Source organism: Paralcaligenes ginsengisoli (assembly GCF_054781135.1).
On sequence record NZ_BAAGUZ010000039.1, the window covers coordinates 25,903 to 47,889 of the forward strand.

General features: G+C 61.0%; 24 protein-coding genes. All 24 read right to left on the reverse strand.

Features of this window, described 5'->3' with window-relative positions; translation table 11 throughout:
* Positions 1 to 46 precede the first annotated feature (46 nt).
* Entirely contained in the window at positions 47 to 280 is a 234-nt protein-coding gene (tatA, locus tag ACYVIS_RS18315) for a Sec-independent protein translocase subunit TatA (RefSeq protein WP_232741664.1), read from the reverse strand.
* Positions 281 to 295: 15 nt separating this feature from the next.
* A complete protein-coding gene (locus tag ACYVIS_RS18320; protein WP_232741663.1) occupies positions 296 to 664 on the reverse strand; it encodes a histidine triad nucleotide-binding protein in 369 nt (122 codons plus the stop codon).
* A 13-nt stretch (positions 665 to 677) separates the two neighbouring features.
* Entirely contained in the window at positions 678 to 1,031 is a 354-nt protein-coding gene (locus ACYVIS_RS18325; RefSeq protein ID WP_232741662.1) for a phosphoribosyl-ATP diphosphatase, read from the reverse strand.
* Complete coding sequence (hisI, locus tag ACYVIS_RS18330) at positions 1,028 to 1,432, reverse strand: phosphoribosyl-AMP cyclohydrolase (RefSeq protein WP_232741661.1); 405 nt, start codon at positions 1,430 to 1,432, stop codon at positions 1,028 to 1,030. The genes ACYVIS_RS18325 and hisI overlap by 4 nt, the downstream gene beginning before the upstream one ends.
* Complete coding sequence (gene hisF, locus ACYVIS_RS18335) at positions 1,429 to 2,238, reverse strand: imidazole glycerol phosphate synthase subunit HisF (protein ID WP_460874666.1); 810 nt, start codon at positions 2,236 to 2,238, stop codon at positions 1,429 to 1,431. The genes hisI and hisF overlap by 4 nt, the downstream gene beginning before the upstream one ends.
* Positions 2,235 to 2,978, reverse strand: coding sequence for a 1-(5-phosphoribosyl)-5-[(5-phosphoribosylamino)methylideneamino]imidazole-4-carboxamide isomerase (gene hisA, locus ACYVIS_RS18340; RefSeq protein ID WP_232741659.1), 744 nt, complete (start codon positions 2,976 to 2,978; stop codon positions 2,235 to 2,237). Before hisA ends, hisF begins: the two co-directional genes overlap by 4 nt.
* 53 nt (positions 2,979 to 3,031) lie before the next feature.
* Positions 3,032 to 3,685, reverse strand: a complete 654-nt coding sequence (gene hisH / locus ACYVIS_RS18345; protein WP_460874667.1) for an imidazole glycerol phosphate synthase subunit HisH — start codon at positions 3,683 to 3,685, stop codon at positions 3,032 to 3,034.
* Between the two features lie 23 nt (positions 3,686 to 3,708).
* Entirely contained in the window at positions 3,709 to 4,296 is a 588-nt protein-coding gene (gene hisB, locus ACYVIS_RS18350; RefSeq protein ID WP_232741657.1) for an imidazoleglycerol-phosphate dehydratase HisB, read from the reverse strand.
* Positions 4,297 to 4,417: 121 nt separating this feature from the next.
* Positions 4,418 to 5,722, reverse strand: coding sequence for a histidinol dehydrogenase (hisD, locus tag ACYVIS_RS18355; RefSeq protein ID WP_460874668.1), 1,305 nt, complete (start codon positions 5,720 to 5,722; stop codon positions 4,418 to 4,420).
* 35 nt (positions 5,723 to 5,757) lie between these two features.
* A complete protein-coding gene (gene hisG, locus ACYVIS_RS18360; RefSeq protein WP_232741655.1) occupies positions 5,758 to 6,423 on the reverse strand; it encodes an ATP phosphoribosyltransferase in 666 nt (221 codons plus the stop codon).
* Positions 6,420 to 7,688, reverse strand: coding sequence for a UDP-N-acetylglucosamine 1-carboxyvinyltransferase (murA, locus tag ACYVIS_RS18365; RefSeq protein WP_460874669.1), 1,269 nt, complete (start codon positions 7,686 to 7,688; stop codon positions 6,420 to 6,422). The genes hisG and murA overlap by 4 nt, the downstream gene beginning before the upstream one ends.
* Complete coding sequence (locus ACYVIS_RS18370) at positions 7,681 to 7,929, reverse strand: BolA family protein (RefSeq protein WP_232741653.1); 249 nt, start codon at positions 7,927 to 7,929, stop codon at positions 7,681 to 7,683. The genes murA and ACYVIS_RS18370 overlap by 8 nt, the downstream gene beginning before the upstream one ends.
* 2 nt (positions 7,930 to 7,931) lie before the next feature.
* Complete coding sequence (locus ACYVIS_RS18375; protein WP_232741652.1) at positions 7,932 to 8,723, reverse strand: ABC transporter permease; 792 nt, start codon at positions 8,721 to 8,723, stop codon at positions 7,932 to 7,934.
* Entirely contained in the window at positions 8,720 to 9,508 is a 789-nt protein-coding gene (locus ACYVIS_RS18380; protein WP_232741651.1) for an ABC transporter ATP-binding protein, read from the reverse strand. The genes ACYVIS_RS18375 and ACYVIS_RS18380 overlap by 4 nt, the downstream gene beginning before the upstream one ends.
* 73 nt (positions 9,509 to 9,581) lie before the next feature.
* Positions 9,582 to 10,223, reverse strand: coding sequence for an MlaC/ttg2D family ABC transporter substrate-binding protein (locus ACYVIS_RS18385; RefSeq protein WP_370635879.1), 642 nt, complete (start codon positions 10,221 to 10,223; stop codon positions 9,582 to 9,584).
* A gap of 12 nt (positions 10,224 to 10,235) precedes the next feature.
* Positions 10,236 to 11,084 (reverse strand): MlaA family lipoprotein, encoded by an 849-nt coding sequence (locus ACYVIS_RS18390; RefSeq protein WP_460874670.1) that lies wholly within the window; start codon positions 11,082 to 11,084, stop codon positions 10,236 to 10,238.
* Between the two features lie 36 nt (positions 11,085 to 11,120).
* A complete protein-coding gene (mlaD, locus tag ACYVIS_RS18395) occupies positions 11,121 to 11,642 on the reverse strand; it encodes an outer membrane lipid asymmetry maintenance protein MlaD (RefSeq protein WP_232741649.1) in 522 nt (173 codons plus the stop codon).
* 18 nt (positions 11,643 to 11,660) lie between these two features.
* Positions 11,661 to 12,449 (reverse strand): lipid asymmetry maintenance ABC transporter permease subunit MlaE, encoded by a 789-nt coding sequence (mlaE, locus tag ACYVIS_RS18400; RefSeq protein WP_232741648.1) that lies wholly within the window; start codon positions 12,447 to 12,449, stop codon positions 11,661 to 11,663.
* Positions 12,446 to 13,282 (reverse strand): ABC transporter ATP-binding protein, encoded by an 837-nt coding sequence (locus ACYVIS_RS18405; RefSeq protein ID WP_460874671.1) that lies wholly within the window; start codon positions 13,280 to 13,282, stop codon positions 12,446 to 12,448. Before ACYVIS_RS18405 ends, mlaE begins: the two co-directional genes overlap by 4 nt.
* Before the next feature lie 156 nt (positions 13,283 to 13,438).
* Positions 13,439 to 13,963, reverse strand: a complete 525-nt coding sequence (locus ACYVIS_RS18410) for a chromate transporter (RefSeq protein ID WP_232741646.1) — start codon at positions 13,961 to 13,963, stop codon at positions 13,439 to 13,441.
* A gap of 42 nt (positions 13,964 to 14,005) precedes the next feature.
* Entirely contained in the window at positions 14,006 to 14,581 is a 576-nt protein-coding gene (locus ACYVIS_RS18415) for a chromate transporter (protein WP_460874672.1), read from the reverse strand.
* Between the two features lie 68 nt (positions 14,582 to 14,649).
* A complete protein-coding gene (locus ACYVIS_RS18420) occupies positions 14,650 to 16,113 on the reverse strand; it encodes a glutamate synthase subunit beta (RefSeq protein WP_232741644.1) in 1,464 nt (487 codons plus the stop codon).
* 10 nt (positions 16,114 to 16,123) lie between these two features.
* Complete coding sequence (locus tag ACYVIS_RS18425) at positions 16,124 to 20,851, reverse strand: glutamate synthase-related protein (RefSeq protein ID WP_460874673.1); 4,728 nt, start codon at positions 20,849 to 20,851, stop codon at positions 16,124 to 16,126.
* A 284-nt stretch (positions 20,852 to 21,135) separates the two neighbouring features.
* Complete coding sequence (locus tag ACYVIS_RS18430; RefSeq protein ID WP_460874674.1) at positions 21,136 to 21,828, reverse strand: hypothetical protein; 693 nt, start codon at positions 21,826 to 21,828, stop codon at positions 21,136 to 21,138.
* Positions 21,829 to 21,987 lie beyond the last annotated feature (159 nt).

The following is a 21,987-nucleotide window of genomic DNA, read 5'->3' on the forward strand; positions in this document are numbered from 1 at the left end:
CGCTTAAAAAAAGACGGGGTACACCGGCAAAAACAATTGGCCGGCCTCAGGCGTCGGATTTCTCTTTTACCTGCACGTCGATGGTTTCGCCGGCCTTGACTTGCTGCGGGATGGCGCCTTCGGCAGGTTTGGTTTCATCGTTGGCATCGTTCATGCCTTTTTTGAATCCCTTGACTGCATTGCCCAGGTCTTCGCCGACATTGCGCAGCTTTTTGGTGCCGAAAATCAGGGCAATGATGACCAGAACGATCAGCCAGTGCCAAATACTAAAACTACCCATGATGGTGCTCTCCGGTTATGCGGCAGGTGCCACTCTTTTATTCCAGGGGCGAGGGCCCCCGATGATATGAAAATGCAAATGGGCGACTTCTTGCCCGCCATCGATGCCGCTATTGGCGAGCAGCCGAAAACCGCCTTCGGGTCCGGGCCGGCAGCCATGATCGAGCGCAAGCCGGGGTACCAGGGTCATCATTCTACCCAACCACGCCGCGTCGTCGGGTTGAATCTCCTGCATTGAAACAATATGGCGTTTCGGGATAAGTAGCAAGTGTACGGGAGCCGCCGGCTGAATATCGTGAAAAACAAACAAATCTTCGTCTTCGTAGGCCTTTTTGGATGGAATTTCACCCTTGGCGATTTTACAAAACAGACAGTTGTCGCTCATTGTGGTTTGCTCTTTAGTGAGGCTCGGGCCGATTGGCTTTCTCGACCAGGCCGGATACCCCTTCGCGGCGCGCCAGTTCGCGCAGCACATCTTCGGGGCGCAGATTGTAATGCGCCAGCGCCACCAGCGTGTGAAACCACAAGTCGGCGGTTTCGCACACCACGCGGTCGGGTGCGTTGTCTTTCGCGGCCATGACGAGTTCGGTGGCTTCTTCGCCGATTTTCTTCAGGAACGCATCGGGGCCGCGCGCCAGCAGCTTGGCCGAGTACGAGGTAGCCGGATCGCCGCCGTTTTTGGGCAGGCGCGATTCGAGGGTGTCGGCCAGGCGGGACAGGATGTCGGCGTGGGCGAAATCGGGTGCGGTCATTTGTAAATCAGCTCGGGGTCTTTCAGTACCGGGTCGGTGGTGGTCCAGACGGCGTCGGCGGCATCGCCGTCGAGGCGTCGAAAAAAACAGCTTTCTCTGCCAGTATGACAGGCAATGCCCCCCTGTTGTTCCACTTTGAGCAAAATGACGTCGCCATCGCAGTCCAGCCGGATTTCGCGCACGATTTGCACATTGCCCGATTCTTCACCCTTGCGCCACAGGCGACCGCGCGAGCGCGACCAGTAAACGGCGCGCCGGGTGGCGGCGGTTTCGGCAAGCGATTCGGCGTTCATCCAGGCGACCATCAGTATGGTGCCGGTGGTGGCATCTTGAGCGATGGCGGGAAGCAGGCCGTTGGCGTCGAACGTCACGGCGGAAAGCCAGTCGGTATTTTGAATCATAGGGGTAATCGTACCTTAATACCTTGATCCGCCATGAATTCCTTGGCCTGCCTGACGGTGTGCTGCCCGTAATGGAAGATGCTGGCTGCCAGGACGGCGCTGGCGCGGCCGGTGGTTACGCCATCGGCCAGGTGCTGCAGATTGCCCACCCCGCCCGAGGCGATGACCGGGACCGGCACCGCGTCGGACACGGCCCGGGTCAGTTCGAGATCGAAGCCCGATTTGGTTCCGTCGCGGTCCATGCTGGTAAGCAGGATTTCGCCAGCGCCGTAATCGGCCATTTTGCGGGCCCATTCGACGGCATCGATGCCGGTGGCTTTGCGGCCCCCGTGCGTGAAGATTTCCCATTTGGGCGCCGCGCCCGGCGCCGAGCTGCGGCGGGCGTCGATGGCGACCACTATGCATTGCGAGCCGTGATAATCGGCGGCGGCCCTGACGAGTTCGGGGTTGCTGATGGCCGCGCTGTTGATCGAAACCTTGTCGGCGCCGGCATTGAGCAGGCGCTGGATATCGGCCACCTGGCGCACCCCTCCGCCGACCGTCAGGGGAATGAATACCTGGGCCGCAACGGCTTCGATAATGGGCAGGATCAGGTCGCGGTTGTCGCTGGTGGCGGTGATATCGAGAAATGTCAGTTCGTCGGCGCCCTGCTCGTTATAGCGCTGCGCGATTTCGACAGGGTCGCCCGCGTCGATCAGGTCGACGAAATTCACCCCTTTGACCACTCGCCCGGCAGTGACGTCCAGGCAGGGGATGATGCGCCGCGTCAGAGAGTCGTCGGCGAGTGCAGCCCGGGGCGCGTTCATGATGCGCCGAGTTCGTCGGCCAGGGTTTGCGCCGCATCGAAATCGAGCGTGCCTTCGTATAGGCTGCGCCCCAGGATGGCCCCTTCGACGCCCTCGCTTTCGACGGCGCAAAGCGCTTCGATGTCTTTCAGGTCGGTGACCCCGCCCGAGGCGATTATCGGGATTTTGACGTGCTGCGCCAGTTTGACCGTGGCTTCGATGTTGACGCCCGAGAGCATGCCGTCGCGGCCGATGTCGGTGTAGACAATGGCTTCGCAGCCGTAGTCTTCGAATTTGCGGGCAAGATCGAGTACGTCGTGGCGCGTGAGCTTGCTCCAGCCGTCGGTGGCCACTTTGCCGTCGCGCGCGTCGAGGCCAACGATGATATTGCCGGGGAAAGCGCTGCAGGCATCGCGCAGAAAGCCGGGATCCTTGACCGCCGCCGTGCCGATGATGACATAGGCGATACCGCTGTCGAGGTAGCGTTCGATGGTGTTGAGATCGCGGATTCCGCCGCCGATCTGCACCGGAATTTCGTCGCCCACCGCGCGGATGATCGACTTGATGGCGGCTTCGTTTTTGGGCTTGCCGGCAACGGCGCCGTTCAGGTCGACCAGATGCAGTCGCCGGGCGCCCTGGTTGAGCCACTGCGTGCCCATGGCGGCAGGGTCGTCGGAAAAGACGGTTGCGTCGTCAAGGTCTCCTTGGCGAAGGCGTACACAACGCCCGTCTTTGAGGTCGATGGCGGGGATGAGAAGCATAATCGATAGTCGGTAAAAGCAGTTGGTAAAAAAATGACAGCTCGGATTGAACCCTAAGGGTTCCAGGTAACGAAGTTGCGATACAGGCGCAAACCGTCGTCGGCGCTTTTTTCTGGGTGAAACTGTACGGCAAAAATATTAGCTGCTGCAATCGCACAGGTAAAGCTTACTCCGTAATGGGTTTCCCCGACAGCCAGAGCGTGATCGGCGGGTTCGGCGTAATAACTGTGCACGAAATAAAAAAACGTATTGTCGGCAATGCCGTCCCATAGTACATGCGGCCGTGTCTGGCTGACACGGTTCCAGCCCATGTGCGGCACTTTCAACAGTTCCTGGCTGGCCGCGGCCTGGCCTGCCGCGGCATACTGCGGGCCGTCAAACCGCCTGACCTTGCCGGGAAAGATATCCAGGCATGGCGTATTGCCTTCTTCGCTATGGGAGAACAGCATTTGCTCGCCCACACAAACCCCCAGCAGGGGCTTGTTGCGGGCCGCGCGGACAACGGCCTCGCGCAGGCCCGATTCGTTCAGGGTGCGCATGCAATCGGGCATGGCTCCCTGGCCGGGGAATACGACCCGCGAGGCTTGGTCGAGCTCCTGGGCGGTGCTGCAAATTTTGATATCGGCCTCGGGGGCGGCGGCGCGCAGGGCACGGGCAACTGAATGAAAATTGCCCATGCCGTAGTCAACAATGGCGATGGTATTCACGGTCGGTCGGTGGTCGTCGGGGGTTAGAGTACGCCTTTGGTTGACGGAACGACTCCTGTGCTGCGCGGATCGAGTTCCGTTGCCATGCGCAGGGCGCGGCCGAAGGCCTTGAAGACGGTTTCGCACTGATGATGCGAATTGGTGCCGCGCAGATTATCGATGTGCAAGGTGACCAGGGCGTGATTGACAAACCCCTGGAAGAATTCACGAGTGAGATCGACATCGAACTGGCCCACGTGCGAGCGGGTAAACGGGATGTGGTATTCCAGCCCCGGGCGTCCCGAGAAATCGACCACCACGCGCGACAGGGCTTCGTCGAGCGGCACGTACGAGTGGCCGTAGCGGCGCAGGCCGGCCTTGTTGCCCACCGCGGCGGCAAAGGCCTGCCCCAGGGTGATGCCGACGTCTTCGACCGTATGGTGATCGTCGATGTGAGTATCGCCGTCGCACTGGATATCGAGGTCGATCAGGCCGTGGCGCGCGATTTGGTCCAGCATGTGGTCCAGGAAAGGAACGCCGGTATTGATCGATTGGCGGCCGGTGCCATCAAGATTGATGGCTACGCGGATGCGCGTTTCGTTGGTGTTTCGGGTGATGTCGGCGGTACGCATGGTCAGGACTGAATTATCTCGGTTGGGCTGTGGTGATAACGGCGCTTTCCTGCATGGTATCAATAAAAGCGCCGCAACAGTAATTGCTCAAGGAATCGTGTACAGGCTGCCTGGCGCCGGCTTAATCCGGTTTGATGCGGTACTGGGCGCTGGCGGCGTGGGCCTGCAGGCCTTCGCCATGAGCCAGGGTGGAGGCGATGCGCCCCAGCGTTTGCGCGCCGGCCTGCGAAACCTGGATCAGGCTGGAGCGTTTCTGGAAATCATACACCCCCAGCGGCGAGGAAAAACGCGCTGTGCGGGATGTGGGCAGCACGTGATTCGGCCCGGCGCAGTAGTCGCCCAGGGCTTCGGAGCTGTAGCGCCCCATGAAAATGGCCCCGGCATGACGGATCTTTTCAGCCCATTTTCCGGCGTCTTCGGTCGAGATTTCCAGATGCTCGGGAGCAATCTCGTTGGCCATGGCGCAGGCTTCGTCCAGGTCGCGCACCAGAATCAGCGCGCCGCGGCGGCCAAGGCTGGCGCGAATGATATCGGCGCGCGGCATGCCCGGCAGCAGGCGCGCAATGGCCGCTTCGACCTCATCGAGATAGGCGGCATCGGGACAGAGCAAAATGGCCTGCGCCAGCTCGTCGTGCTCGGCCTGCGAGAAGAGATCCATGGCAATCCAGTCGGCGGGCGTCGAGCCATCGCAGATGACCAGAATTTCGCTGGGACCGGCGATCATGTCGATTCCGACCGTGCCGAAAACCCGGCGCTTGGCCGCGGCCACATAGGCGTTGCCCGGCCCGACGATTTTGTCGACCGCGGCAATGGATGCGGTGCCGTAAGCGAGTGCTCCGATAGCCTGGGCGCCGCCTATGGTCCAGACGCGATCGACTCCGGCGATGGCGGCGGCCGCCAGCACGATGGGGTTGCGCGTCCCCTTGGGGGTGGGCGTGACCATGATCACTTCGGCTACGCCGGCCACTTTGGCCGGAATGGCATTCATGAGCACCGACGACGGATAGGCCGCCTTGCCGCCCGGAACGTATAGCCCGACGCGGTCCAGCGGAGAGATTTTCTGCCCCAGTACCGTGCCGTCCGCCTCGGTGTAAGTCCAGGTTTCGCTGCGCTGGCGCTCGTGATAGCCGCGTACCCGCGAAGCGGCGGCGTCAAGGGCCTGGCGCTGTTCGCCGGGCAGGGCCTCCAGGGCCGCGAGCCACTCGCCGCGGGGAATTTCGAGGGCGGCGACGCTGGCCGCCTCGACCTGGTCGAAGCGCCGGGTGTATTCAAGCAGGGCATCGTCGCCGCGCGCCTGGATGTCCTTGAGTATGTCGGCGCTGGTGCGTTCGATGGATTCGTCTTGCGAGGCATCGAAGGCCAGCAGCTTGCGCAAGGTAGCCAGGAAATCGTCGGAACGGGTGCTGAGGCGGTTGATCAATGACATGGTGCGGTGGCAGGCGGATAAGGGTAAAAATGCGTTCAGGCTTGCGAGGCGCGCGCAAAGGCGTCGATCAGGGGTTGCAGTTCGGTTGACCGGGTTTTGAGCGAAGCCTGGTTGACGATAAGGCGCGAGGAAATCGGCACGATATCTTCCACAGCCACCAGATGGTTGGCCTTGAGCGTGCCGCCGGTCGATACCAGGTCGACGATGGCATCGGCCAGGCCGACCAGGGGCGCCAGTTCCATCGAGCCGTACAGCTTGATCAGGTCGATATAGACGCCTTTGCCGGCGAAGTGTTCGCGCGCCGCCTGCACATATTTGGTGGCGACCCGCAGGCGCGAGCCCTGGCGCACGGCGGCTTCGTAATCGAAACCCTGGCGTACGGCGACGCACAGGCGGCATTTGGCGATATTCAGGTCGATGGGCTGGTACAGCCCGCCCGGGTGCAGCGCGGCGTGCTCGAACAGCACATCCTTGCCGGCAATGCCGAAATCGGCGGCCCCATACTGCACATAAGTGGGTACGTCGGAGGCGCGCACGATAATCAGCCGCAGCCCCGGGTCGCTGGTGGGCAGGATCAGCTTGCGTGACGATTCGGGGTTTTCGGTGACATGAACATTGGCCGCCGCCAGCAGCGGCATGGTTTCGTCGAAAATGCGCCCCTTGGACAAGGCGAGCGTCAACGGAGCGGTGGCGAGCCTCATGCCACCTCCTGGGCGCGTACTCGCCGGATATCGGCGCCGATGGCGCACAGTTTTTGTTCCATGCGCTCGTAGCCGCGGTCAAGGTGATAAATGCGTTCGACGGTCGTGTCGCCCTTGGCCGCCAGGCCGGCTATGACCAGGCTGGCGGAAGCGCGCAGGTCGGTGGCCATGACGGTGGCGCCCGACAGCGAATCGATGCCGGTCACGACGGCGGTGTGCCCGTCGATATCGATCTGGGCACCCATGCGGCCCAGTTCCTGCACGTGCATGAAGCGGTTCTCGAAAATGTTTTCGACCATGACGGCGGTGCCGTCCGCAATGCAGTTCAGGGCCATTAATTGCGCCTGCATGTCGGTGGGAAAACCTGGGTATTCCCGGGTGCGTATGCCCACGGCCTTGGGGCGCCGGTGCATGGCGCAACGTATCCAGTCGGTGCCGCACTCGATCTGCAGGCCCGCCTCTTGCAGTTTGTCGAGCAGGGCGCCCATGGTGTCGGGGGCGGCGTGCCGCAACATGATTTCGCCGCCGGTGGCGCCCACCGCGCACAAAAAGGTGCCGGCCTCGATGCGGTCGGCCACGACCCGATGGCTGGCGCCGTGCAGGGAATCGACCCCGTCGATGACGATGCGGTCGGTTCCGTGCCCCTGGATGCGCGCACCCATCTTGATCAGCAGTTCGGCCAGATCGGAGATTTCGGGCTCGCGGGCCGCATTTTCCAGCACGGTCTGGCCTTCGGCCAGCACCGCCGCCATCATCAGGTTTTCGGTGCCCGTGACAGTCACCATATCGGTGCGTATGGATGCGCCTTTCAGGCGCTTGGCCTTGGCGATCACGAAACCGTGTTCGATCCTGATGTCGGCGCCCAGCGCGGCCAGGCCCTTGATATGCTGGTCGACCGGCCGCTGGCCGATGGCGCAGCCGCCCGGCAAGCTGACCCTGGCTTCGCCGAAGCGGGCCACCAGCGGGCCCAGCACCAGGATGGAGGCGCGCATGGTCTTGACGAGTTCGTAGGGGGCTTCGAGGCTGCTGACCTGCGCGGCGCTCAGGCTGACCGTACCGTCGTTGCCGCGCTCGGCGCGCACGCCCATTTGGCCCAGCAGGCGCAGCGTGGTGCCTATGTCGTTGAGCGCCGGGACATTGCTGAGCGCGATGGTATCGGAACTGAGCAGGCTGGCGCACAGGATCGGCAAGGCGGCGTTCTTGGCGCCCGAGACGGTAACTTCGCCTTCCAGGCGCCTGCCCCCTGTGATTGACAGCTTATCCATTCAGGCTGGCCTTGTATTCGTCAGGGGTGAGGGTGCGCATCGACAGGGCGTGGACTTCGGCTTTCATGCGTTCTCCGAGCGCCGCATAAACCAGTTGATGGCGCGCGATCAGCCGCTTGCCTTCGAAGGCCGGGCTGACGATAAGGGCTTCGAAGTGCGAACCGTCGCCCTGGACTTCAAGGTGTTCGCAGGCGAGGCCGTCGGCAATGTATTGGCGTATTTGTTCAGGGGTAGGCAGCATGATCAATTCCGGAGTTTATAGCCGCTGGCTAACAGGCGTAGGGTACAGAAGCAAAGGATGGCGAATACGCAGCTGACGACCGCCAGGCTGTGCCACGGCGAGACATCGGAGACCGCAAAGAAACCGTAGCGAAAGCCGTCTATGGTATAGAAAATGGGGTTCCAGCGCGATACGGCCTGCCAGAAGCTGGGCAGGCTGTGTATAGAGTAGAACACACCCGACAGGAAGGTGGCGGGCATGATCAGGAAGTTCTGGAAGGCGGCGAGCTGGTCGAATTTTTCGGACCACAATCCGGCGATCAGCCCGAGCGTGGCCATGATGCCGCAGGACAGAATTGCAAAGACCAGCAGCCACAGCACATTGGCGGGGGGCAGCGGTATGAAAAACAGGGCTACCAGCCAGACACAGGTTCCCACGCACAAGCCGCGCACAATGGATGCGATCAGGTAGGCGCTGAAGATTTCGCGGTGCGACAGGGGCGGCAGCAGTATGAACACCAGATTGCCGGTAATGCGGCTTTGTATCAGCGATGACGAGGGATTGGCAAAGGCGTTTTGCAGCATGCTCATCATCATGAGGCCGGGAATCAGGAAGGCGGTATAGGGCACGGTGCCGTACACCTGGACCCGGCCTTCCAGGACATGGGCAAACACAAGCAGGTACAGCAGCGCCGTCAGGACCGGCGCCGCAATCGTCTGGAAGCTGACTTTCCAGAAACGCGATAATTCCTTGCGCAGCAGGGTCGGGAACCCTGAGCCCATATCGGTGCGCGGTGCGATAACAGGTACGCTCATGCCGCCACGCCCAGCGTATCGTCGTGCATGATGCGCACAAAAGCGTCTTCGAGGTCGGTGCCGCCCACACGTGCCAGCAGGGCCTGCGTGGTGTCGAGCGCGACAACGCGCCCGTGCTTAAGCATGGCGATGCGCCCGCACAGCGCTTCGGCTTCTTCAAGATAGTGCGTAGTCAGCAAAATGGTGTGTCCGGCCTTGTTCAGGCGCGAGATGAATTCCCACAGCGTGCGGCGCAGGTCGACATCGACGCCCGCCGTGGGTTCGTCCAGAATAATGACCGGCGGACGGTGGACCAGGGCTTGCGCCACCAGAACGCGGCGCTTCATGCCTCCCGACAGCGCGCGCATATTGGAGTCGGCCTTATCGGTCAGACCCAGGTTGCTGAGAATTTCGTCGATCCAGTCGTCGTTGTTGCGCAGGCCGAAGTAGCCGGACTGTATGCGCAGGGTTTCACGCACGGTAAAGAACGGGTCGTAGACGATCTCCTGGGGCACGACGCCCAGCGAACGCCGGGTTTGTTTATAGTCGGTCACCACGTCGTGGCCGCAAATGCTGGCTGTGCCCGAAGTGGCGCGCGCCAGTCCGGCCAGAATCGAGATAAGCGTGGTTTTGCCGGCGCCATTGGGGCCAAGCAAGCCGAAGAATTCGCCGTATTCGACGCTTAGGCTGACATCGTCAAGTGCCCGAAAGCCTTTTGCCGCAGGGGTTGAGGAAAACCATTTTTTCCAGCCGCTCGAGCGGGGTGGATAAGTTTTTGATATGTGATCTAGAGTGAGGGCGGGCATAATAATAGAAAAGCCTGGCTCGGGATGAAGCCAAGCTAAGTATTATAGGGGAACACCGCCTCGGGCGACTTGCCTACTTGTTACGCTGGTTCAATGCCTGGATCAGGCCATCGATGCCGTTCTGCGCGATCTCGCCGGCAAACTGGTTGCGGTAGTTCTGGATGAGCCAGATTCCTTCGACATTGAGGTCGTAGATTTTCCAGCCCTGAGGGGACTTTTCAAGCCTGTAGTCGATGGCCACAGACGGCGCATTGCCCTGCGTGAGCGTCGAACGCACCACCACGTCGTCGGCCTTGGGGTCGCCGCGGAACGGCGCGATCGTAAGAGTTGAATTCTGGTCGACTTTGGTGAGTGCGCCGCTGTAGGTGCGGATCAGGGTTCCCTTGAAAGCCTGTACCAGGTTTTGCTGTTGCTGGGGTGTGGCCTGGCGCCAGTAGCGTCCGGCCGCCAGCCGCGTGGTTTTTTCGAGATCGACGTAGGGCAGTACGTATTCGTTGACGAGCTCGTTGATCTTCGCAAGATTGCCCTGTTTCGCCTCGGCCGATTGCTTGATGGCATCCAGCGCGTTATTGCCGACCGCCTGAACGAAGGCCGGAGGGGCGCCGTTGGGGTCGACCGCCTCTTTGGCGTGCGCCGCGGCGCATAGCCCGGCACCCAGCAGGGTCATGGCGAACAGGCGCTGCAGAGCGGAGAATGAAAATGGTTTGAAACGCATAAAGGCTCCTGGTTACTGCCCCGTTTTGTTGACGGGTTTTACGGGCGGCGTCGCGGGTTGCGCTTCGTCGTCGGAGTAATTAGGCAGGTTGTCATCGGAATAGTTCGGCAGATTATCTTTGTTCATTCGAACCTTGTGCCCTTGCACCATCGCCTTGCGGCGTTGCAGATAGGCGTCGCGTATGAAGCTGTAGCGATCAAGAGCCACCGAGTCGACCAGCTTGTCGGTATCCAGAAGATTAGCGCGTGTGTCGATAAATGCCATGCCAACAAGTGAATTTCGTAACGGAATGTTGTCGATGGCACCGATCGACAGGTAGGTTGCCGCGCCGCCGAACACGTCGCCCGCCCTGCCCACGCCGTCGCGCACCGAGCTGGGTCCGAGCAGAGGCAGCACCAGATAAGGGCCGGGTTTGAGCCCCCATACGCCCAGCGTTACCCCGAAATCGTTTTCGATGCGTTTCGAGCCGTTCATGGAGGCCACGTCGATACATCCACCCAGGCCCATGGTCGAGTTGAACAGCACACGCCCGAGAGTATTCACAAAATCGTGCCCGCGGCCCTGGATGAAGCTGTTGAAGGCCGACCAGACGTCCCAGACGTTATTGAAGATATTGTGCACGCAGGTTTGCACGGGCTTGGGCGTGAGCGCCGCGTAGCCCGAAGCGACGGGCTTGATCAGCGCCTTGTCGACCGTATCGTTGAACTTGTACATGCCGCGGTTGTAGCTTTCCCACGGGTCGTTGGGGTTGGGGTGAGGTACGCTGGCGCAGCCCGCCGCAATGGCTGCGATGGCCAGTACAGGGGCCAGGCGCGCGAAACGCCGCGCGGGAGCGGAGGTAGGGGTGTGTGAAGTATTCATGAATGTGCTTTTGATTTTTAATTTACATTTTGTATTCTAGGGCTTTGCCGGTTCGCCGCTGCCCGAACCCTCTTTATGGGTCGTGCTGTCCTTGGCCGTACCTTCCTTGCTGGCGGAACTGTACAGGAATTTGCTGATGAGTTCTTCAAGAACAACGGCGCTTTGCGTGTATTTGATCTGGCTGTTCTGGGCCAGCATCTTGTCGTCGCCGCCAGGGGTCAGGCCGACATACTGCTCGCCCAGCAGGCCCGAGGTCAGGATCGAAGCCGATGAATCGTCGGGAAACTGGTATTGCTTGTTGAGGTCGAGCGTGGCCACGGCCTGGAAACGCTGGTTGTCGAAGGCGATATTTGCCACGCGCCCGACCACCACGCCGCTGCTTTTGACCGGCGCGCGAATTTTCAGCCCGCCAAGATTGTCGAAATGCGCCTGGACCTGGTAGGTGGGAGCAAACGAAAATGAGCTCAGGTTGCCGGCACGCAATGCCAGGAAAACCAGGGCAATGGCTCCCAGCAGTACAAACAGCCCAACCCAGAAATCAGTTTTTTCACGCGTCATGATTATTCCGTCTATTTTTCAATTGCTAAACATCAGGGCGGTCAACAGGAAGTCGAGCCCGAGCACCACCAGCGCGCCGTTCACCACCGTGCGGGTCGTGGCGCGGGCAACGCCTTCGGGCGTCGGTTTGGCGTTCCATCCTTCGTAGAGCGCTATAAGCGTTACCGCGATGCCGAAGACCAGGCTTTTGATGACGCCGTTGGCGATGTCGTTGAAGATATCGACGCCGTTTTGCATTTGCGACCAGAAAGCACCCGGATCGATGCCGATCAGCACCACGCCGACAAACCATCCGCCGATGATGCCGACCATGGAAAACACCGCCGCCAGGATCGGCATGGCGATGACCCCGCCCCAGAAGCGCGGCACCAGCACGCGGCGTATGGGATCGACAGCCATGACCTCCATGGCGGCGAGCTGCTCGCCAGCCTTCATCAGCCCGATTTCCGCTGTAAGCGAAGTCCCGGCGCGGCCGGCGAAGAGCAGGGCGGTTACGACCGGACCCAGCTCACGCGTCAACGACAGGGCGACCAACAGGCCGAGCGCCTCTTCGGAGCCGTAGCGATTAAGCGTGTAATAACCTTGCAGGCCCAGCACAAAGCCCACGAACAAGCCCGAGACGGCAATGATCAGAAGCGAATAATTGCCGATGAAATGCACTTGCTGCGAAACCAGCCCCGGACGCTTAACCAGCAGACTGCTGCGGGCCAATATGCCGCCCAGCAGGCGGGCATAGGCACCCAGGCCGGTAACGCGCACCCGTACGGCATGGCCAAGGGACGTAATGACGGCGGCGGGCGACCTCATGGACGTGCTCCGTGTTGCCCCAGCCATTTCTGGAACGCGGGGGTTTCCGGGTAGTGAAACGCAATGGGGCCGTCGGGATCGCCCTTGAGGAATTGCTGCACGTAGGGATCCTGGGCGTTTGAAAGCTGTTCGGGCGTGCCGCTGGCGATCATCCGGCCCTGCCCGACCATATAAACCAGATCAGCGATTGCGAAAGACTCCGCCACATCGTGGGTAATCAGAACCGAGGCGCAATTCAGCCTGTCGGTGAGCGTACGTATGAGCTTGGCGGTAATGCCCAGGGAAATCGGATCCAGGCCCGCAAAAGGCTCATCGTATAAAACAAGTTCGGGTTCCAGCACAATCGCCCTGGCCAGCGCCACGCGGCGCGCCATACCGCCGGAAATTTCGGAAACCTTCAAATGCGCCGCCGCGCGCAGGCCCACGGCATCCAGCTTATCGAGCACCAGCTCGACGATTTCCTTTTCCGTCCGCTGAGTATGCTCGCGCAAGGGAAACGCCACGTTTTCAAAGACATCCAGATCGGTAAACAGCGCACCTTGCTGAAACAGCACACCCATGCGCTGCCGCAGCTCGCGCAGCGTATCACCCGACACATGGGCGATATCCTGATCGAAAACGGAGATGGTTCCAGCCTGAGGGGCCAACTGCCCAGTCGCCCCGCGCAGCAAAGTAGTCTTGCCCGACCCCGAGCCCCCCATCATGGCCACGACCTGACCGCGATGAACCTCGAGATTGACGTCGCTCAGCACAGTGAAATCGCCGTATCCCAATGTCACGCCGCGAAACTGCAGAATCGCGTGGTCGGGACGGAGATCAGCGCTGGAACTCATAAAACTAGTCTCATATTGGAAGGTACGCAGGATGGCGCAACGAGAGCATGCATCGAGTGGCCTCAAATTGACAGCTTAGCATTGTATCCCGGCTGTATAAAAACACACCCCCCGCCGCAAATGGCGCCCTTCAGAGGAAAAACGCGCGCGATCCCTTCAAGGCCGCACAAGCAAAAACAACACAGCCCCCACCCCAAGCAGCAAAAACGGACTGACCCGCGTATACATCAGCAGCAGCGTCGAAACAATAGCCACCCCCCAAGCCCATATCCCGCCCTCCGCCGCCTTCAGAATAGTGCCCGTGGCCGCCAGAATCATCCCCGCCGCCACAGGAATCAGCCCCTCTTCAATAGCCTTGATCAACAAAGTACTCTCATAGCGCGCCCACAACTTCGCCAGGTAATACACCAGCATCGCCGCCGGAACGAAAATAGCAAAAGAAGCCACCAGGGCCCCCATCATCCCCGCCGCATCCCAGCCGATCAAAGTCACCAATAGCGACCTGGGGCCGGGTATCAGGCGCGAAAGCGCAAACAGATCAAGAAACTGCGAATTATCGATCCACTTATAAACCTCGACCGATTCCCGATGTATCGCCGGAATAATGCTTTGCCCGCCCCCGACCGTCAAAAATGACAGCGGCGCGAAAACCTTGAACAGATTGATTAGGGTATCGATCATTGGGCTTGTTGCTGGCTGCGTGGATAGTAATAGATATGTGAATTATGAAGAGCGCGGCATGCGGCGCCGCAGCCGGTAATAGGCAATCGCGACGGAGCAGGGGGCCGCGCACAACACCACCCAGATCAGAGGCAAATTCAAGAGAAAAATAAAGCCGAAAGTGCCCACCACGATCAACGTCGGCAGCAGGCCATTGACCGCGCGTTTGGCGGCGCGCAGGCCCATTTCCAGCGACAGGCCTATGGCCGCCGCGGCAATGCCCGCCAGCGCGAGATGCATATTTTGCGATTGAGTGAGCCGTGAAAAGATCGCCGCCAGGGCAATGGCCAGGAACATGGAGGGCACCACCATCCCCACAGAGGCCGCCAGGGCACCCTTGCCGCCGCACAGCTTATAACCGATCCAGATGGAAAGATTCACCACATTCACGCCCGGGAAGGCCTGGGAAAGGGCCAGCCCGCTTAGAAATTCCTCTTCCGAAATCCAGTGCCGCTGGTGCACGAATTCCCGCATCAGCCAGCCGCTCAGGCCGCCGCCGAAACTGGTCAGGCCTATGCGGGAAAACGCCCAGAATATCTGCAGTGGGCTGGGTCGGGGCGCAGCAGGTTCGGTAGCCATGTTCTTTGCCGAAATTGAAAACCGGCTACCCAGGGGTAGCCGGTATAAACGGGACAGATATCCAGGGTTCAGCGGGGTAGTGTACTCGCTCCCATCAAGTACTCGTCAACCGATCGCGCGCACTGGCGGCCTTCGCGTATGGCCCAGACAATGAGCGACTGGCCGCGGCGCATGTCGCCGGCCGCAAAGACCTTGCCGGTGCTGGTGCTGTAGTCGTCGGTATTGGCCTTGGCATTGCCGCGCGCATCGAGATCGACATTGAAGGCTTCCAGGACATTCCTGACAGGCGAAACGAAGCCCATGGCCAGCAGCACCAGGTCCGCCGGGATGTCGAATTGCGAGCCTTCGATTTCACGCATCTTGGTCTGGCCGGTGGCTTCGTCCTTGAACCATTCCAGACGTGCCGCAACCAGCTTTTCGACCTTGCCGCCTTTGCCTTCGAAGGATTTGGAGGTTACGGCCCAGTCGCGCTCGCAGCCTTCATCGTGGGACGAAGACGTGCGCAGCTTGGCCGGCCAATAGGGCCAGGTAAGACCCTTGTTTTCCTCGCCCGGCAGCTTGGGCATGAGCTCGAATTGCGTTACCGAGGCGGCGCCCTGGCGGTTGCTGGTGCCGACGCAATCGGAGCCGGTGTCGCCGCCGCCGATCACTATTACATGCTTGCCCTTGGCCAGCGTTTGCTTGGCGATCCGATCGCCGGCGCCCACCTTGTTTTGCTGGCGCAGGAAATCCATGGCGAAATGGATGCCTTTCAACTCCCTGCCGGGGATGGGCAGGTCGCGCGGGTTCTCCGCGCCGCCGCTCAGAACAATGGCGTCGAACTCGGCCTTCAGCGACTCGGGAGTGCGCACCGTCAGCCCGTCTTCGGCGTTGGCGGCATCGCCCACGTAGGTCGACGGGCAGAACTCGACCCCTTCCGCTTCCATTTGAGACAGGCGGCGGTCGATATGCGATTTTTCGAGCTTGAAATCGGGAATGCCATAACGCAGCAGGCCGCCGATGCGATTGCTTTTCTCGAATACCGTGACGGCGTGGCCGGCGCGGGCGAGCTGCTGCGCGCAGGCCAGCCCGGCCGGGCCCGAGCCCACTACGGCGACCTTCTTGCCGGTTTTCCTGCTGGGTACCTGGGGAGTCACCCAGCCTTCGGCCCAGCCTTTGTCGATGATGGCGTGTTCGATCGACTTGATGCCGACAGCGTCGTCATTGATGTTCAGGGTACAGGCGGCCTCGCAGGGAGCGGGGCAGATGCGGCCGGTGAACTCCGGGAAATTGTTGGTTGAATGCAGCACATCGAGCGCGCTGCGCCATTGCTGCTTGTAAACCAGGTCGTTCCAGTCGGGGATGACATTATTGACCGGGCAGCCGTTGCTGCAAAACGGTATGCCGCAGTCCATGCAGCGTGCGCCCTGTTGCTTGGCCTCGTCGTCGCTAAGGGTATGGACGAATTCACGCCAGTGCTTGAGACGCTTCTGAGGCGCCTCGTACGCTTCCTTGACGCGCTGAAATTCGATGAAACCGGTAATCTTGCCCATGCTCTCGTCCTCAGGCGGCTATTTGTTGCAGGTTGTTGGCGCGCCACATTTCACCCAGCGCACGGCGGTAGTCGGTCGGCATGACTTTCACGAAAGTGCCGCGCGCCTGTTGCCAGTCGCCGAGTATGTCGCGTGAACGGAAGCTGCCTGTATACCGGTAGTGGTCCTCGATGAGGCGGCGCAAAATGGTTTCGTCGGTTTCCCGCTCGCTGCCGCGCACCGCGCTGTGCCAGCTGTCGATGCCATTGGCTTCGACCTGCTGGGCATGGGCGAGCACGGGCTCGAGCTCGACCATGGACAGGTTGCAGTGTTCGCGGAAGGTATTGTGCGGATCCCAGACATAGGCGACTCCCCCCGACATGCCCGCCGCAAAGTTGCGCCCGGTTTCGCCCAGCACCACCACGGTGCCGCCGGTCATGTATTCGCAGCCGTGGTCGCCGGTGCCCTCGACGACCGCCGCCGCGCCCGAATTGCGCACCGCAAAGCGCTCGCCCGCGACGCCATTGAAATAGGCTTCGCCGGCCAGCGCACCGTATAACACGGTATTGCCGGCGATGATGTGGTCGGGGCCGAAGCCGCGGAAGTCATTGGGCGAACGCACGATAATGCGGCCGCCCGACAGGCCCTTGCCCACATAATCGTTGGCTTCGCCAACCAGATCGAGCGTGATGCCGTGGGCCAGGAAGGCGCCGAAACTCTGGCCGGCGGCGCCATTGCACTGAATGTGTATGGTGTCGTCGGGCAGGCCCTCGTGGCCATAGCGCTTGGCAATGACCCCGGACAACATGGCGCCGATGGTGCGGTTGCGGTTGCGCACGGGTGTAATGAAGGATACTTTTTCGCCGTGTTCGATGGCGCCCTTGCTGCGTTCGATGAGCAGATGGTCGAGCGCCTTGGCCAGGCCGTGATCCTGTTCTTCGGTTTGATAGCGCCCGGCTGCCGAGTCAATCTGGTGGAATACGCGGGAAAAATCCAGGCCCTGCGCTTTCCAGTGCTCAATGCCATTGCGCATGTCGAGCAGATCGACACGCCCGATCAATTCGTTGAACGAGCGGATGCCGAGCTGAGCCATGATTTCGCGAACCTCTTCCGCAACAAAGAAGAAGTAGTTCACCACGTGCTCGGGCTTGCCCTGGAATTTCTTGCGCAATTGAGGGTCTTGCGTGGCCACCCCGACCGGGCAGGTGTTCAAGTGGCATTTGCGCATCATGATGCAGCCTTCGACGACCAGCGGCGCGGTGGCGAAACCGAATTCGTCGGCCCCAAGCAGGGCGCCGATGGCCACGTCGCGGCCGGTTTTCATTTGGCCGTCGGCCTGTACGCGGATGCGGCTGCGCAGGTTGTTGAGCACCAGCGTCTGCTGCGTTTCGGCCAGGCCCAGTTCCCAGGGCGTGCCGGCATGCTTGATCGACGATACGGGCGAAGCGCCGGTGCCGCCATCGTGGCCGGCGATGACGACGTGGTCGGCCTTGGCTTTGGCCACGCCTGTTGCAACAGTGCCGACACCGACTTCGGAGACGAGCTTGACCGAGACCGAGGCGGACGAATTGACGTTCTTCAGGTCGTGAATAAGCTGCGCCAGATCTTCGATGGAGTAAATGTCGTGATGCGGCGGAGGCGAGATCAGGCCTACGCCGGGCACCGAGTAGCGCAGCTTGGCGATGTAATCGGACACCTTGTGTCCGGGCAACTGGCCGCCTTCGCCCGGCTTGGCGCCTTGAGCCATTTTGATCTGGATCTGGTCGGCGCTGGACAGGTATTCGGCCGAAACGCCGAAACGCCCCGACGCGATTTGCTTGATGCGTGAACGCAGCGAATCGCCGGCCTCCAGCGGCACATTGGCCTCGACGCGGTCGGAGCCCAGCAGCGAGGCGAGCGTATCGCCCTTTTTGATGGTGCTCTTGCCGGCGCGCATTTCGTCGCGATAACGCAGTTCGTCTTCGCCGCCTTCGCCGGTGTTCGATTTGCCGCCAAGGCGATTCATGGCCACGGCCATGACCGTATGCGCCTCGGTCGAGATCGACCCCAGCGACATGGCCCCCGAGGCAAAGCGCTTGACGATTTCCTTGGCCGGCTCGACCTCGCTCAGGGGAATGGCTCGCGCCGGATCCACCTTGAACTCGAACAGGCCGCGCAAAGTCATGTGGCGGCGCGACTGATCGTTGATGAGTTGAGCGTACTCTTTATACGTGCTGTAGTTGTTGGCCTTGGTCGCGTGCTGCAGCTTGGCGATCGAATCGGGCGTCCACATATGCTCTTCGCCGCGGATGCGGAAAGCGTAATCGCCGCCTTCATCCAGGGCGTTTTTCAAGACCGGGTCGTCGCCGAATGCCGCCCTGTGCAGGCGCAGGGCTTCCTCGGCGACTTCAAAAATGCCTATGCCCTGGATATTGCTGGGAGTGCCGGTAAAGTATTGATCGACGAGCTTGGACTGCAGGCCGACCGCTTCGAAAATTTGCGCGCCGGTATAGGACATATAGGTCGAGATGCCCATTTTGGACATGACCTTGTTGAGCCCCTTGTCGATAGCCTTGATATAGTATTTGATGGCCTGCTCGGGGTTGTCCAGCGTGGACAGCGATTCGAGCGCCAGGTAAGGGTGAATGGCTTCGGCTCCGTAGCCGCCCAGCAAGGCGAAGTGATGCACTTCGCGCGCCGATCCGGTTTCCACGATCAGGCCGGTGTTGGTGCGCAGGCCGGCGCGGATCAAATGCTGGTGAATGGCCGAGGTGGCCAGCAGGGCGGGAATGGCGACGCGTTCGCTGTCGATCTTGCGGTCGGACACCAGCAGAATGTTGTAGCCGCTGCGCACCGCATCGGCGGCGTTCGAGCACAGGCCCGCGATACAGGCCTCGATGCCTTCGCGGCCCCAGATCGCGGGGTAGGTGATGTCGAGTTCGAACGTGCGGAACTTGTGCGACGTAATGTGTTCGATATTGCGAATTTGCGCCATGGCGGCAAAGTCGAGCACCGGCTGGGCCACTTCCAGGCGCAGCGGCGGGTTGACGTTGTTGATGTCGAGCAGATTGGGTTTGGGCCCAATGAACGACACCAGCGACATCACCATTTGTTCCCGAATCGGATCGATAGGCGGGTTGGTCACCTGTGCAAACAGCTGGCGGAAATAGTTGTAGAACGGTTTGGCGCGGTTCGACAAAACGGCCAATGGCGCATCGTTGCCCATGGATCCGGTAACTTCTTCGCCGTTGCGGGCCATGGGTTCGAGAATGAACTTGAAGTCTTCCTGGGTCCAGCCGAAAGCCTGCTGGCGATCGAGCAGCGAGGCGGCCTGGGCCGGCGCCTCGGCGATTTTCTGGGCCGGCAGCGATTCCAGCTTCAGGCGCAGGCGCTCGATCCACTGGCCATAGGGGCGGCTGTTGGCGAGCTGCGACTTGATCTCGGCGTCATCGATGATGCGGCCTTGCTGCAGGTCGATCAGGAACATCTTGCCCGGCTGCAGGCGCCATTTCTTGACGATGCGATGCTCGGGAATCGACAACGTACCGGCTTCGGAAGCCAGGACGACCATATCGTCATCGGTGATCAGGTAGCGCGCCGGGCGCAGCCCGTTGCGGTCCAGCGTGGCGCCGATCTGGCGGCCGTCGGTGAATGCCACGGCGGCCGGGCCATCCCAGGGCTCCATCATGGCCGCATGATATTCATAGAAGGCGCGGCGGTGCGCATCCATATTGGTGTGCTGTTCCCAGGCTTCCGGGATCATCATCATCATGGCGTGCGCCAGCGAATAGCCCGACATCACGAGCAATTCCAGGCAATTGTCGAAGGTTGCCGTATCGGATTGGCCTTCATAGACAATCGGATAAAGCTTGGGCAGATCGTCTCCCAGCACCGCCGAATGCATGGCGCCTTCGCGCGCGCGCAGCCAGTTGAAGTTGCCCTTGACGGTGTTGATTTCGCCGTTGTGGGCAATCATGCGATAAGGGTGGGCCAGCGGCCAGGCCGGGAAGGTATTGGTCGAGAAACGCTGGTGCACCATGGCCAGGGCGGACACGGCGCGGGTGTCGGCCAGGTCGCGATAATAGCGGCCGACCTGGTCGGCCAGAAGCAGGCCCTTGTAAACGACGGTGCGCACCGAGATCGAGGGTACGAAGTATTCCTGGCCGTGCGCCAGCCGCATATGCTGGATGGCATGGCTGGCGGTTTTGCGGATGACGTAGAGTTTGCGCTCGAGGGCATCGGGCACCATGATGTCGGGGCCGCGGCCGATGAAGAGCTGGCGGATGACCGGCTCGCAGGCGCGCACGGCGGGCGACATGGGCATTTCGGTGTCGACGGGCACATCGCGCCAGCCCAGGACCACCTGGCCTTCGTCGCGCACGGCGCGCTCGAGCTCTTGCTGGCAGGCCAGGCGCGAGGCCATTTCCTTGGGCAGGAACACCATGGCCATGCCGTACTCGTCGGGCGGCGGCAGTTCGATGCCTTGAGCGGCCAGGTCCTGGCGGTACAGGGCATCGGGAATTTGAATCAGGATACCGGCGCCATCGCCCATCAGCTTGTCGGCTCCGACAGCGCCCCGGTGGTCGAGGTTTTCGAGAATCTTCAGGCCTTGCTGAATGATGGAGTGGCTTTTGCGCCCCTTGATATGGGCCACAAAACCGACGCCACAGGCATCGTGCTCGTTTTCGGGCGAGTACAGCCCCTGGGCAGGCGGCAGGCCGATACGCGTCGCGTCGATAGCGGCTTCAGAAGAGCCGGAGGGGGTCGGAATTTGGGACATAAGGGGACTCCGCAGAGTTCTGCGCTGGAAATGTTGCGTTGCAAGATCTAAAAGATACTGCGGTCGGCTTCGCTTGGCAAGAATTTTATATAGGGTACGTCCCTAAATAAAATACATTAAATCTTTTGTTTTAAAAATAAGGGACGTATCAATTTCATTGGGAAAAGGTGCATCCCGGCTCCCGAATGGGATGGTTTCGAGAGAAATGGACATGTTGCGCCCAGTCACTGCCGCTTGCTTGAACGCGAGGTCGCACGTGATTGCGCCGATCGCGAAATAAAGAATCAGAGGGCGATCTTTCTGGGTCTGCCTCGTGGGGCGGGAGTCAGCCGGCGGCTGGCATGAGCTTCAAGCTGCTGCAGAAACGCCGGGTCTCCAAGCGCCCACTGGCCGAACAGCGCCTGTTCGATTTGCTGGCGCTGGTTCAAGGACAAGCCTGCGCGCAGGCGCTCCCGATACTGGGCCTGCCGGTCGAACGGAGTGTTGCCGGCGTTCCAGTAATCGGGGTGATCGTCGGCCCACGCGCCGGCCGTGGCCTGGATGCCGGCGTGATAGGCCGCCGATGACCAGGGCCAGCTTTCGGCCTGCTCGACATAGGCCAATTGCACCGGCAAGGATTCCAGCCAGATCAGGGCGGGCAATACCCACCGGCCCGGCTCGAGCAGGGCGCTGCGATAACGCTCGGCGAACACCCTGCCGTGCCGGTACCGGGCCGCGAAACGCCGGCCGAGGGTCTGGATGAGCTTGGGCAGGTTCTCGCGGCCTGGAGGCGTGGCCAGCAAGGCGATGCGGTCGTTGATCAGCGACCAGCCGTGCACGGCGACACGATGTTCGCGGGCGCTGTCATGCAGCCATACCAGCATCTGGTCGAGTTCCGCGGCCGGGCTGGGATCGGACTGCCGGGCCAGCGGCTGCGCAAAACGGGCCTGTACAAGCTGGGGAGTTTGCGGAGCGTAAAGGCGTGGCAGTCTGGCCATGGTAGGTGGTTTGAAGACGATACAAAGGGTTTCGATTTTACTCGCAGGAACGTGTTGCATAATAGCCGTTAAAGCGCGTGCGGCCATATGTCTATACAAGAATGCGCGCATCTTATACTATGCCCATGAAGAGCTCGTTGCGATCGTCGGCGCAACGGC